The organism is Clostridium sp. YIM B02555 (assembly GCF_022320955.1).
GTDB lineage: Bacteria > Bacillota > Clostridia > Clostridiales > Clostridiaceae > Clostridium > Clostridium saccharoperbutylacetonicum.
The window spans coordinates 37,391-51,332 of the sequence record NZ_JAKJJY010000017.1 but is presented as its reverse complement, the minus strand read 5'-3'; the positions used below and the strand labels follow the sequence as shown (position 1 = coordinate 51,332).

General features: G+C 29.3%; 14 protein-coding genes. All 14 read left to right on the top strand.

What is annotated here, in order from left to right:
- Positions 1-13 precede the first annotated feature (13 nt).
- The 14 genes from L3B98_RS20135 (at position 14) to L3B98_RS20070 (ending at position 13,912) form a co-directional block, all read left to right on the top strand.
- The gene (locus L3B98_RS20135) at positions 14-793 is read left to right on the top strand and encodes a hypothetical protein (protein ID WP_238918013.1); all 780 of its coding nucleotides are present in this window, start codon (positions 14-16) and stop codon (positions 791-793) included.
- A gap of 249 nt (positions 794-1,042) precedes the next feature.
- Positions 1,043-1,633, top strand: a complete 591-nt coding sequence (locus L3B98_RS20130; RefSeq protein ID WP_238918012.1) for a hypothetical protein — start codon at positions 1,043-1,045, stop codon at positions 1,631-1,633.
- 16 nt (positions 1,634-1,649) lie between these two features.
- Positions 1,650-3,068, top strand: coding sequence for a phage baseplate assembly protein V (locus L3B98_RS20125; RefSeq protein ID WP_238918011.1), 1,419 nt, complete (start codon positions 1,650-1,652; stop codon positions 3,066-3,068).
- 28 nt (positions 3,069-3,096) lie between these two features.
- Positions 3,097-3,702, top strand: coding sequence for a hypothetical protein (locus L3B98_RS20120; RefSeq protein ID WP_238918010.1), 606 nt, complete (start codon positions 3,097-3,099; stop codon positions 3,700-3,702).
- A 28-nt stretch (positions 3,703-3,730) separates the two neighbouring features.
- A complete protein-coding gene (locus L3B98_RS20115) occupies positions 3,731-4,261 on the top strand; it encodes a DUF1629 domain-containing protein (RefSeq protein ID WP_238918009.1) in 531 nt (176 codons plus the stop codon).
- A gap of 23 nt (positions 4,262-4,284) precedes the next feature.
- The gene (locus L3B98_RS20110; RefSeq protein ID WP_238918008.1) at positions 4,285-4,671 is read left to right on the top strand and encodes a DUF4280 domain-containing protein; all 387 of its coding nucleotides are present in this window, start codon (positions 4,285-4,287) and stop codon (positions 4,669-4,671) included.
- A 30-nt stretch (positions 4,672-4,701) separates the two neighbouring features.
- On the top strand, positions 4,702-6,897 hold the full coding sequence (locus L3B98_RS20105; protein ID WP_238918007.1) for a hypothetical protein: 2,196 nt from the start codon (positions 4,702-4,704) through the stop codon (positions 6,895-6,897).
- 34 nt (positions 6,898-6,931) lie between these two features.
- Entirely contained in the window at positions 6,932-7,375 is a 444-nt protein-coding gene (locus tag L3B98_RS20100) for a hypothetical protein (protein ID WP_238918006.1), read from the top strand.
- Between the two features lie 412 nt (positions 7,376-7,787).
- Positions 7,788-9,227: a contractile injection system protein, VgrG/Pvc8 family gene (locus tag L3B98_RS20095; RefSeq protein WP_238918072.1), complete on the top strand. Its 1,440-nt coding sequence runs from the start codon at positions 7,788-7,790 to the stop codon at positions 9,225-9,227.
- A gap of 73 nt (positions 9,228-9,300) precedes the next feature.
- Positions 9,301-9,915, top strand: coding sequence for a hypothetical protein (locus L3B98_RS20090; protein WP_238918005.1), 615 nt, complete (start codon positions 9,301-9,303; stop codon positions 9,913-9,915).
- A 53-nt stretch (positions 9,916-9,968) separates the two neighbouring features.
- The gene (locus L3B98_RS20085; protein WP_238918004.1) at positions 9,969-11,417 is read left to right on the top strand and encodes a phage baseplate assembly protein V; all 1,449 of its coding nucleotides are present in this window, start codon (positions 9,969-9,971) and stop codon (positions 11,415-11,417) included.
- Positions 11,418-11,515: 98 nt separating this feature from the next.
- On the top strand, positions 11,516-12,619 hold the full coding sequence (locus tag L3B98_RS20080) for a pentapeptide repeat-containing protein (RefSeq protein ID WP_238918003.1): 1,104 nt from the start codon (positions 11,516-11,518) through the stop codon (positions 12,617-12,619).
- On the top strand, positions 12,616-13,137 hold the full coding sequence (locus tag L3B98_RS20075) for a hypothetical protein (RefSeq protein WP_238918002.1): 522 nt from the start codon (positions 12,616-12,618) through the stop codon (positions 13,135-13,137). The genes L3B98_RS20080 and L3B98_RS20075 overlap by 4 nt, the downstream gene beginning before the upstream one ends.
- 1 nt (position 13,138) lies before the next feature.
- Complete coding sequence (locus L3B98_RS20070; RefSeq protein ID WP_238918001.1) at positions 13,139-13,912, top strand: DUF4280 domain-containing protein; 774 nt, start codon at positions 13,139-13,141, stop codon at positions 13,910-13,912.
- The last annotated feature ends 30 nt before the right edge of the window (positions 13,913-13,942 follow it).

Below are 13,942 nucleotides of genomic sequence, written 5' to 3'. Positions count from 1 at the left end.
AGGAGGGAAAAAGGTGTTTCAAAATAATTATCCACTATTTAATGGTGGAAGACTTTTGAAAATAGAAATGCTTGAGGAGCTTAGGGATTTTCCTAGAGAATTTTTTAATGCACAGTTTAGGGAATACTCCAATGGAATAATTTCTGGATGTGATATTGAAGTTTCTGATGATTATATAAAACTGACAAAAGGAATAATAAAATATCAAGGGGTTCTTTATCTTTTAAAGGAAGAAAAAAAGATTGAATATGTCTGTAACAATAAGCTTATGCTTGTAAAAATAAAATTTCTGCCTGAGAAATTGGAAAGCGATTTTAAAATAAATTCAACTGAGATAAGTTTAACGGATAAATTAGAACTTAGAGAAGATGAAATTGAAATCTGCAGATTCAAATTAAGAAGTGGTGCAAAGCTTAGAATTAATCATACGGATTTCACGGATTTAAGCACTGAATATGATACAGTAAATACAATTTATGCGCCTTATGCTGCTTATCGAAATACCAGTTTAAATCCTGAGATTTTAAGAAGGTTTGGGAGAGAAGCCTTAAGCTGTAATTTAAATGAAGCTTGGGATATATCATTTGCTATGCTTTGTGTTCAAAGTAAAGAAGCAATTCAAAAAGAAATAATAGTAAGTTATCTTATGAATAAGTTAGGGATTGAGTTTAAGGAATATGGGAATGAGGAGCTATACAACTATCTTTTAGAAGTGCTTAGAAGCGTGAAAGATGGAAGAGATAGAAATGGACATAGAGGCAGTGGAAGATTTAAGAAGATACTAATTGATTAGCAGTTCTCAAGGAGTAATCATCAAATTTTAAAGATCAAGTAATGAGAATATAAACGCAGGTTTATAGTTTTAAAGTTTTATATTTAAAAATAAAACTAGTTACATATCAAAATAGAAAAATATATACAAAGTTAAATATGAAAATAGATAAATATATAAATATTTATAGTAAACATCAGGGGTTAGACGGATTTTAGGTTTAAGGAATTTATTTAGATAGAATTTTAAATTATGGGGAGGAAAGAAAGGATGGAAGAAAGATTAGATGAAAAAATTTTGGACTATATAAATGCAGCAGAAAAAAAAGAAGAGCAAAAAGATATCTGTAATGGTCCAATAAAAATTGGAAAGAAATTTTATGAATTTGAAGAAGCAGAATTTTTTGATGGAAAAATAAAAATGTATATTCCAAATACTTTTGAGGATATGCCATTAGAAGCAAAAAAATTAAAATATCCATCAGAAAATAGACCAGATATTATTAAATCAAATGAAAATGGAAGTATAGCAGTAACTTTTAAATTAATAGACAGTTATTTAACAGACGAACAGATAGAAGAACTTAAAGATGCGATGAAAATGATTAATAATAGGCTTAATCCTTCAAATATATATTTTGATGAAGGAATTTTAGAAGTAGAGGAAAAGAAGATTGGATATTTCGATTTCAAAAGTTCCGCAATAGATGATTTTTTATATAATTTTATATTTTTATTTGCACTTCAAGAGAAAACAATAATGGGAACTTTCAGTTGTAGTTATAGTGAGTATGATGAATGGAAAGATATTGTAGTGGAGATGGTTAATACTTTAAAAACTAAAAAAGTTGAAAATAATTAATTGGGGGTAGGAGAGAATGAATGAAGAATATGTTTATACCTATGGAGATATTATAGTATCGCCATATAAATTTGAGAAGATTAATAAATTTAGGTTAGTACAAGAAATAAATGAACATGCAAGATTTTATATAAGTGGAATACTAAGCGAAGAAAGTACAGATGAATATGTTGAGACAGCAAGTGAAAATCAAACTATCAGTGTAGCATTAACTAATGCAGAGCAAAATATAGAACCCTTTTTTAATGGAATTGTAACGAATATAAGCATAAGTGTGAAAAACAATGTTAGAACATTAGAAATAGAGGCCTTAAGCTATACTTATTTAATGGATACCTTAAAATGTAGTGCAACTTTCCAAAATGAACAATTCACATATACTAATGTATTCAATAAAATAAATAGCAAATATGGAAGCTATAGTATGGTGAATAATGTAACAGGCTCAATTAAAGTAAATCAATTATTAGTTCAATATAGAGAAACTGACTGGGAATTTTTAAAGAGATTAGCTTCACATTTTAATGTTGGACTGGTTCCAGCATGCAGTCTTTCAGGAATAAAATATTCAATAGGCTGGGCTGGTGGAGGTAAGGGCGGAAATCTTACTGAATTCAATTATTCAATAAAAAAGGGACTTCTTGAATATAAATTGAAAGCTTACAATGAAGGTTACAGTTTATCGGATTTAGATTTAATAAGTTATGAAATAACAACTAATAAGATAATGAACTTATATGATGATGTTGCATTTAATGGGAAAAAACTTATGGTGTACCAATGTGATATTCAAATGATAAAAGGTGCCCTTGTTAATAAATGTATTTTAAGAGATGAAAGAGGCATGAAGGTAGAAAAATTATATAATGATGGAATTGTAGGTGTATCACTTCAGGGAAGGGTTTTAGACGTTCAAAAGGATGAGGTAAAAGTATCGTTAGAATTAGATGGTAGCCCAACGGAAAGTGAAGGAGCAAAATGGTTTAAATATGCTACAGTTTTTTCATCACCATATGGTACAGGCTGGTATTGTATGCCTGAAGTTGAAGATGTAGTAAGACTATATTTCCCAGATAACGTTGAAAATCATGCATATGTTTTAAATTCTCTACATTATCCATATTCAGATTCTGATCAAAGTAAACGCAGTGATCCAGATGTGAAGAGTTTTAGCACGAAATATGGAAAAGAAATAATAATGAGACCTGGAGGAATAGACATTATTTCAGGAAGCAATTTGATGACTTTAGATGACAATGGAGGAATACAAGTAAAAAGCGATAATGATATTTCAATGTCAGGTTCAAGTGTAAGTATAAGTGGTGGAAGTGTATCGATATATGGAGATGGAGGAGTTACTTTATCTCAATCTGGTGCAAGTATTAAAATCAAAGACGATGTTGTTATGAGTGGAGGAAAAATCAATACTCAATAAGAGGACTTGTAGCAAGAGGTGAAAGATAATGGTAATTCCAATAGATAAAGAAAAGCTAATGGATGAATTTAAAGAAAAATATGTGATTGGATATTTTGAAAAAGAATATCCTAAAATACTAGAAAATTTTAAGGAAAATAAAGAGAAATTAAAAGAAACGATAATTTCAAAATTTAAAGAGGTTTGTAATAAAGCTAAGAAAATACAGGAAGAGAATTTAAAAAGAGAAATAAAGTATATCTATATTTCTTATCTAAGGACAAGCATAATGGAGAATTCAGGTACTTACAGAATTGATTTATATGATGACAGATGGTTTTTAGATAAAGAAGAATGCTCAGTAAATATTGATTTTAGCTGCATATATGAAGCACTTTTTGACCATGAAAAAGAATTGCAGGAAAAAAGAAAAGCATATAACAGAGCGATAACTGAAATTGATATAGAAAAGATAAAGCTTAAAGAGGCAAACAAGTATCATGAAATTGGAATTGAATTTTTAGAAGCTGTAATAAGCGATTTGGTGGAATGTCAGGAATATAAAGAAATGAAAAAAGATGAAGAAATAAACATATTTGCCGGAGAATTTCGTGATAAAACAATACTTATTTATGAAACTCCAAAAGAAAAATAGGAGAGCATTAGTTAGGAAGGGGTTAAATATGGATTATTTTTTATTAAAACAAGATGAAAGATGTACAGGTATTCCAACTATTGTGAATTGGACTAAAGAAATTGATGTTAGAAATTTAACTTTAGTAAATGCAGATAAAATAAAAGATGCAATGGTTCTATATGTAAAAACTAGTAACAATAATAATTATGTAGATATTTTAGAGCACCCGTTTTTTTTAGTATCTGAGAATATAAAAAAAATAATAGAAAAATACGATCCAAATATAATCTTTAAAATGATATGTTTAGTCGATTTTGAAAATTCAAAACAAAATATATACTACTTGCCAATCTTTGAAGAAATAGAAGCATTAAGTCAAGCAGCAGAAATGAATTTAAATAAAACAGTTGTTAAAAAGCTTATATTAAATGAAGAGAAAATAAAGAATAAAAAAATCTTTAAGCTTAAGGAAAGCTCAAAAACGATGATTATCGTTAGATTAGATGTAGCTGAAAGCTTATTAAGAAGAGACTTTAATGGAATTAATCTTGAAAGACTTGAGATAAGAAGTAGTTAATTTATTTATTAGGAGGAGATTTTATGGCAGTTTATTATATTGTTAGAGGGGCAAAGATGAAATGTGATAAGGGGAGCAATTTAAGAAAGATAAATCTTCCTGTTAGTCATGGAAGTTATGCAAAAGGTAATCCATTATTAAACAAAACAGATTCAAAACCAGTAGATAATATACCATATTTTGGAGTTTGTGCAAATGAAGGCCGTTTGCCACAACAGATTGATATAACGGTTATTAATAAAGATGGATCAATACAAATAGGAAAAAAATGTATGTTGCAAATACAAGGACAATGGCAAAATGCAAAGGGTGATACTTTAATTGATGGCCAGCCAGCACTTACAACAGATTCAAAAATATTTTGTGATTGTGGTGGGGTAATAACCTTTGATAATCATGGACAAGACTAAAAATATTTAAATAAGGGGGAATTAGAGAGGATGGAGGCATTTCATAAGTTAAAGATAGAATGTCCATACAGTATATTAAATATAGAAGATATTAAGATTTGTTGTAGGCCAAGTGAACATGGATACTTATATATTAAATGTTTAATAGATGACAGTTTAAATTTTAAATATGCTACAGAAGCTTCTACAGAAGATAAAATTGTTTTGTATGAAGAATTAGAAAACAATGAAAAATCCATAATATTTAATGGAATAGTACAAAATATAAAAACAACCAATAAAACAGGACTATATTATTTAGAGTTAGAAGCAGCTTCAAGTAGCATTAATTTGGACATTGCAGAAAAAACAAGATCATTTCAAGATTATCACATGAGTTATGACAATCTAGTTAAAGAAATACTTAGGGACTACAAAATATATGGATTTACTCAATGCATGAGTGAACCAAGGAGTATTGGCAAGCCCTTATTTCAGTACAAAGAGACAGATTGGGATTTTTTGAAAAGAGTGGCTAGTCATTTAGGCTTAGAGCTAATTTGTGATATAATAAAATCTGAAAATGCATTCTTTTTGGGAAGACCCACAGGTAAGAGCTATGAAGTAAGAGATGATATAAATTATAAAGCTTGCAAAGATTTAGATGCATATCATAAAGCTTTAAGCAACGGTTTTGGAGTAGATTTTCATGATACAGATTTCTTTTATTATGAAGTAGAAGTACGTGATAAGCTAGAAATAGGAGACATAATTTATTTTAAACAAAAGAATTTATATGTTAACCAATTTGAGGCAGAGCTTCAGAAAGGAGAATTAATATATAAATATAGATTTTGTAGGAAAGATGGAATCTGGATTGATAAGCTCTATAACCATAAAATCAAAGGAGTATCTCTTGAAGGAAAAGTTTTAGAGAGAAACAGAGAAACGCTAAAGCTTCATTTAAATATAGATGAGGGTCAAAATCCAGCTACAGCAGCGTGGTTTTATTATACACCACCAACAGGAAATATACTTTATTCAATGCCGTTAGTTGGAGAAAATGCAATGTTATATTTCCAAGATGAAATAAAAGCAGCTCCAATAGCTACAAATTGTGTAAGAAAAAATGGAGAAGCCTGTGATGATTTCTCAGATACAAATAATAGGTATTTAGCAACAGAAACTGGAGACTACTTGGATATGCTTCCTGGAGCAATAAATTTTCATAGAAGTGGCCTTAATGTAAATTTAAATGATGAAAATGGAATTACCTTTAGTAGTTCAGGCAATTTAAGTGTAAGTGGTGGAAGTGTAAGTATAAGTGGTGGAAGTGTATCAATAAATGCTTCAAGTAAAATAAGAGTCCAAAAAGGAAAAAGTGGTTATATATCTATTGAAAATGAGTTTTATGTTAAAGGAAGTATTGTGTATCAAAATGGAAGTGATAGACAAAGCTATGGAGCTTTTACAGATGATGAGCCTACAGCCGGAGTTGCCGATGTAATTGCAATTACAAAAAAAATAGGTGAAAGTATAATGGAAATCTCTATGGGGCTCTTAATATCTGCTATGGCTGGATCTAAAGCTTGTGTAGGAAGCGCAATTGATACAGATTCTACTCAAATTAAGGATGTTCGTTTAGGAGCAAAGCCACCAAGCAATCCACAGGAATCAGTTTATGAAATAAAGGGAGAAGATAATAAAAGTCTTTTAGACGATTTAAATGATGGACTTAATAGTACAAAACCATTGATACCATGGAAAATTCCCAAAGGAGATGATATAATACCAAAAGTTCTAGGATCAGCAACAGGTTCATTTTCTGAGGCAGTAGCTAGTATAGAAAAAAAGGCAGAGATTTTCACTAATAGTCGTGGAACGATAGAATTATATCCAAATAATAGTAATGTAAATTTTAAACCATATAAGAAGATATCTAAAATAGGAACATTGGCAACAGCAGTTACTACGGTTTTTGATATAGCTAATACATGGAGTGAAGATAATGGAAATACAGTTGGTCAAAGAATAATTAAGACAGGTATACAGGCTACTGGAGTATATGTTTCTACTGGAGTAGGAGTGTTAACAGGAGAGCTAGCAGCAGCAGGTGTTGCTGGTGCACCCGAGAGCGGAGGAGTTAGCCTTCTTGCAGTTCCAGCAGCTGCTGCAATAGATTATGAAGCATCAGCGTTAATTGATAAAGCACAAGATAAATTATATGATTTTTTGGGAATAAAATAGAGCTTTTGTTTTGTAAAATTGAAAGGATAATGTAATGAATAAAAGATACAAATTTAAATTAAGTGTTCATATTGTTGGATTAAGTGTCGTCATTTTTGAAGTTTTACTAGTATTTCTTGATATAAGATTTACTAAAAAAAGTATTTTGGACTCTATACTTATAATTTGTATTCTATTGTCTTTCTTTGGTGTGATAGCTAACTTGTTTACTTATTACTCTATAAGAGAAACTGGTATTAGGTTAAAGAGTATGATTAGGTGTATAGATATATATTGGGTAGATGTTTATAAAGTTGAAGAGCAACCGGCAGGAAGGTTTGTAAAATTTTCAGTTGGAATTTTTGCTGAAAACAAAAAAATCTCAATAACTCCTTGGACAAAAAATTATAAAGAATTATTGAAATTAGTAGTTAATGAGTGTGAGAAAAATAAAGAGATTAGAATTGATCCTATGATTTATAATGTAATTGAAAGTTAACTCTTTATATAAACAACAACCAGTAAGGTAGCCACTAAGTTGTGAAAGTATAGATATGAGTAACGGCTTTTTCTGATTTAATAAGTGTATAAAATTCGGAGAATTTTCATCATAAATGAAACCTCATTTTTGTTAAAGTATTAGCCGAAATGAGGTTTTGTGAATTGAGAAAAATTACGTTTCTAAGTTAGTAAGATGTGTGAACAATATTTTAAATATTGAAAAGTAATTGAATCTTGTAAAATATACAAAAAAATACTGAAATAAAAAGTGGTTGCAAATTATTATTACAACTATATATGAAGTTTAAACCTTAATTCGGAAATAAGTTGCAATAAAGTTAATGATTTGAATTTAATTATAGAGTTTTAAGGAGAATCAAAACAATAAGGAAGGGATTGATGTAATTTTGATGGAAGATTTTATGTCCTATAATAATTTGAGAATATCTACTTATGATGTTAAATCTATAGAGGAGATGTATATAAAAAATGAATTAAATGATCATGCTGTTTTAAAGCTTACCTGCATTATAGATGATCAAATGAAAGATGATTATGTACAAAAGACAGATGAGAGAACACCAATAGAAGTATTTTATGAAAAAGAAGAAGCACATACTTCTTTATTTAATGGAATTATTACAAATATTAAAGTAATTACTGAAGGTTATGTGTATAAATTATTTATTGAAGCTAAAAGTTTTGATTACACAATGGATATTCAGAAGAAAAAAAGAGATTTTCAAAACATAAATATGACTACTCATGAGTTAATAGATGAAGTTATGAAGGCTTACTCTAAGGCAAATTATGATATAAATATTCCTAATGAACCAATTGGAGAATTTATATTGCAATATAATGAAACCGATTATGAATTTTTAAAGCGTATAGTATCAAGATATAATCAATGCCTTATATGTGCAATGGAATTACAAGAAATTCATTTGCATCTAGGAACTCCTGAAATTCCTGTAGAATCCAAGACAAGCATAGTAAATTATAAAGTATCAAAAGCAATAGAAGAATATAATGATATAAAAAATAATGACATAGCTGATGCATTAGAAACTGATTTTATAACATATCAAATAAGAACTCAAGAGATATTTAATTTAGGGGAAAACTTTACTTTTAAGAATAAGCAATTTTATATTAAAAGCGCAAATTATACAATGGAAGGTGCTAATTTAGAAAACATATATGAATTACGAGTTAAAACTGGTCTCAAATCAAAACGTCTTTATAATATGAATGCTATAGGAATTTCAATTAATGGTTCAATCTTAGAGGTTCAAAGAGATAAAGTAAAAGTTAAACTCGAAATCAGTAGTGATATAGATACTTCAACAGCCTATTGGTTCCCATATGCAACGGTTGCAGCATCTCCAGATGGTGGAGGTTGGTACTGCATGCCTGAAGTTGGGGAAAGAATAAGATTAAATTGTCCAACTAAAGATGAAAGTAGAGCCTTTGTTGTAAATGCAATAGATAGCAACAAAGGAAAATCAGGCTCAGAGGCAAAGGGAGATAGAATGTCAAATCCTGATGATAAATCGTTAAAAACTGATTCAGGGCAAGAAGTAAAATTCACTCCAAGCGGGATAGTTATAGAATGCAGTGGTGGACAAGCATCTGTGAATTTAAATAACGATGGAACGGTTGACGTTGTAGGACAAAATAATATAAATATTGCCTGTGCTCAAAAACTTTCATTAAGAGCTGAAAATGAAATGATAATAGGTGCACAAAAGTCTGTAGATATTTTATGTGAAGCTGGAAGCAGTCTAATATTATCAGAAGGTGATGAGATATTAGTGAGTGGAACTAGAGTTCAGAATAATGGCTAAATAGTATTAAAAGATATTGTGGAAGCTTAAATAAAAGCTTTGGATAAATTTTAATATAAAGGAGGAGTTAGTTATGGATAACATAGATGAAAAAATTGCAAAGCTGAAAATGCAGCAAAGGCTTGAAAAAGAAGAAAGGAACAAAGTTACAGAGGAAAATAGTATAGATTCTAAGAAAGAAGAAATTACGCTTGAGGAAGTAATAGAGCAAATGAAAGCGGGCTTTGTAAATATAAATAATACTGAATTTAGATTTGCGAAGAAAGAATATTTAAAAGGCAAGTTACAAATTCCAATGCCATTGGCTTATTTTGAAGAAAAGGCAAATACTGATAAAAATGTTACTTTAATTAATGATAATAATGGAGTAAGTTTCACATTAGCTTATGTAGACAAAGGAGCTCAGAAGCAAAGTTTTGCAAGCTTTAAAAAAGGTATGGAAAAAAACTTTAAGGATATCGGACTTTTCTTGGAATGGATAGAAGAAGGAGAAGCCGGGGAAGGTACTTCAAAAGTATCATATGGAACATATATGACGCCAACAGGAAAAGGGCAACTTTATAATTTGATTTTTTATAGAGAATTTAAAGGAACATTGATGATTGGTAATTATAATTGTTTTGAGAAAGATCTAAAAACATGGGAACTTTTAATTAAGGCGAGCATAATGCTTATGAAAATAAAATAAATATAAAGCTGAGTTGATTAAATGAGGGAGAAAATTTAGAGGGAGTGATAAAAATGGATGGAAATCAAATTGTTGAAGCTATTAATTATGAAAAAATAAGAGTTAATGGTTACAATCTAGAGGCAATTAAAAGTTTGAAAATTGAAACTAATATAAATGAACATGCTCTCTTAAAGTTAACAGGAATTTTGAAGAATGAAGTTAAAGACGACGATATTAATTCAACTACAAATAACAAAACTATAGAAATTTGTTATGTAGAAAAAGAGAGTACGACTTTATTTTATGGTGTTGTTACTAATATAGAAATAAATGTAGAACTTGATGTATATACGTTAAATATTGAAGCAAAAAGCATGTCTTACCTAATGGATATAAAACAGAAATCCAAATCTTTTCAAAACACATCAATGACAACTCATGCTCTTATAGATTCTATAATGAAAAATTATAGTGCCTCTAATTATATTTTGAACATACCTAATGAGGAAGTAAAAGAATTACTTATACAATATGAAGAAACAGATTGGGAATTTTTAAAAAGAATAGCTTCTAAATATAATCAAGGTCTATTTTCAGTTATGGATGGAAAGGCAATACAGTTTGTAATGGCAGTGCCAGAGCAGGCTAAAGAATTAAAAGCAGAAAATATAAATTATAAAATATATAAAGATTTAAATAGTTATAAATATATGCTTGAAAATTATCTACAAGATGCAAGTGAAGCCGACTATATGACATATGAAATAGAGAGCCATGAAATTTTGAAGCTTGGAGATAATATACAATTTCAAGGACAGGCTTTTTATGTATATGAAGGGATTTATCAAATCAAAGATAGTATATTGGCAAATTGCTATAAATTAAGAGTTAAAAATGGGTTAAGGCAGGAAAGAATATATAATACAAAAGTTATTGGTAGCTCAATTGATGGGAAAATCATACAGGTTCAAAGTGATTTGGTGAAAATTCATTTAGAAATAGATGAAGCTCAAGATACAGGAACAGCGTATTGGTTTAAATATTCTACCATGTCAGCATCAAGTGACGGAAGTGGATGGTATTGTATGCCTGAAATAGGAGATAGTGTAAGAGTATATTTCCCAACAAAGGATGAAGATGAAGCTTTTGCTGTCAGTGCAGTAAGTAACTATGAGCAAGGAACAGGTGAAGTAGAAGATCGAATGGGGAATCCAGATGATAAGTATTTAAGAACTAAAAATGATAAGCAAGTAAAACTTACACCAGGTGGAATCTTTATTTCTTGTGATAGTGGTCAGGCAGATATGAGCCTTACAAGTGATGGGACACTTAGTATCACAAGTCAAAATAATATAAATATCAATGCAGCACAAGATATTAAAATTGTAGCTCAAAAAAGTTTTTTAATAAGTGCAAAACAAGGTGTGAATTTTACTTGTGATAAAGGTGGAGGATTAGAATTTAATAGTTCTGGTGAGATAAAAGAAAAAGGTACTCAAGTTAATGTTAACGCAGAGTAGGTATATAGAAAGAAAAAGCTACAAAACTGATGATTAATTTTAAATGTTTTAAATCAACTTAAAAAGAAGGATTCCCAAAATAGAAGGAAGGGATTGGAATGAATAGAGAAGAAGCATTAGAACATTTCGATGAAAATATAACGAAAAAATTAGCTGAAGATTTTAAATTAAAGGTTGAAGAAAATTTTAAAGCAAATGAAGAAAAGATTAAAAATTTAATAATAGCTGCAATGAAAAGCATAATAAAAAAAGCAAAAGATTTTCAAGAAATAAAGAAAGAGTATAAAATAGCAGTTTTTCAATTTGAACTTCTTAGAATTAATATTCTGAATCAATCTTATAAGATATTAGCTCATGGCTATAATTCATCTTGGTATTTAGATTCGGATTCTATATATGAAGAAATAGATTTAAGCTTTTTATTTGAACCTTTTGATAGCTTCAAGGAAAAATTAAAAAAAGAAAAAAAAATTTATATGGGTAAAGTTAATGATTATGATATTGAAAAAATAATATTTGAGCTTGTATCAAAATATTATATGGATATATCAGAAAATGTAAGAAATTGGCTATGGGATTTAGATGAAGAGGATTGGATGCAAGAAAGTTCAGTAGATAATTATTATGTAGTAAAGTGGAGCGAATATCATGGAAAAAGTGAAACGCTTTTTGCTATGGATAATAGGGAAAAGAATATAAAAGAACTTTTAGAATTAAAAAAACAAGATGAGGAAAAGTTGCCGTTTGTATATTCCGTGTGGAAGAATAGTATATTCGAAAATGGTGATTTAACTAATCAGAATATGTTATTTATAAATTTTAAAGGAAGTAAGCTTAAGAATATAAATTTTTCAGAATGCTGTATAGTAAGAGGACAGTTTAAGGCTACAGAAATAAAAAAATGTCAATTTGTAAATTCAAAATTAGTAGGTATTTCTTTTGAAAATTCAAAAATTGAAGACTCTGAATTTAGCAGTGGAAACTTGTTAGGGGGAGATTTTAGAAAGGCAGAGCTTAGATATGTAGATTTCTCGAATTCAAATCTTAAAAATTCAAATTTTATAAATGCAAAGTTTAAAAATGTATCATTTGAAGGTGCGGATTTAGAAGGTGTAATATTTAGTGCTAAAGATATTCCTTTTATAAATTTAACTTCAGAACAGCTTCAAACTATATATATAGACGGAGGCGAAGAAATATGAAGTACTTCATTTTAAAGCAAGACAGAAAGCTTGAAAATGCAATTGAAATAAAAGATTTTAATAATAGTCAAAAGATGACTTTATTAAAAGAAGATGAGAAAAAATATAAAGATTCCACAAATGTGCCTGTTAAGGCAGATGAAAATAGTATTTACCCGGACCTTATACAAGCACCTGTGTTACTTATTTCAGATGAACTTCATAAACTTTTTAAATTATATGAAAATACTATAGTTTATAAAATTGCAGTATTTTCAGATTTAGAAATGGAAACACAAAAAGTATATAGATTAGTGCTACCAGAATTACTAGATGCATTAAGTGATAAAGCTGTCTACTTTAAAAATGGCTGGATAGATAAGATTGTTTTAGATTCTAAGAAAATAGAAGATTACAATATATTTCAAATTAAAGCAGGGGTAGATTATTATTTTATAGTGTCTCTGGATGTAGTTGAAAGCATGCTAAAAAGAGGTCTATTTGTGGGTATTAAATTTGAGGAAGTAGAGGTGATATAAGATGGCAAGTGATAATGAAGAAAAATATGGTGTCATAGCAGGTACAGCAATAAATGAAACTGAAAAAGGTGTTAAAGACACAGTAAATACAATAAATCAAACTGTGACTATGGCAGAAAGAGTTGGAGGTTTTCTTAAAAGGGATATTGGCAATGAAATTGATTGGTTAATGTTATCTCCAGAAGAAAAAGCAGCTGAAAAAGAAAAAGAGAAGCAGGAAGCAGAAGCGGCTGAAGCGGCAAAGCAAAAGAAAAAGGATGAGGATAAAAAAGCTGCTGATGATGAGGCTGAAAGAATAAAGGAACTTGAAAAAAGTTATATAGTCCATACAGCAGCTATTACTTGCAGCTGTGCACTTCATGAAAGTTATGTCGTAGTACCAGTTGGTCATGGAGAATTTATACATGGGATACCACAATTAAATGTAGGAGATAGCAAACCAGAAATAAATATAAGAAATTTTGGAATATGTAATAGTCCTCAGAATCCAAGTGTGCAAGAAAATGCTAAAAAAATAGCAAAGGATATTAAAGATAGACCAAAAAGTTTTACGGAAAAGGTAATGGATTTCTTTTCAAAACCACCAAAAGAAGATGTAGGTGAAGATTTATTAAAACAATGTGTTGGGGTATGTACTCCAATGATAGCTACAGAATGGATAGATGGGAAGGAAGATGTTCTCATTGATGGAAAACCAGCATTACTTGGAAAGTGCACACTTCAATGTACATTTGGGGGAAAAATTAAATTATATACAAGTGGACAAAAAGGATAAAGAGAGAATTTTAATTTTAGTATGTGAAAA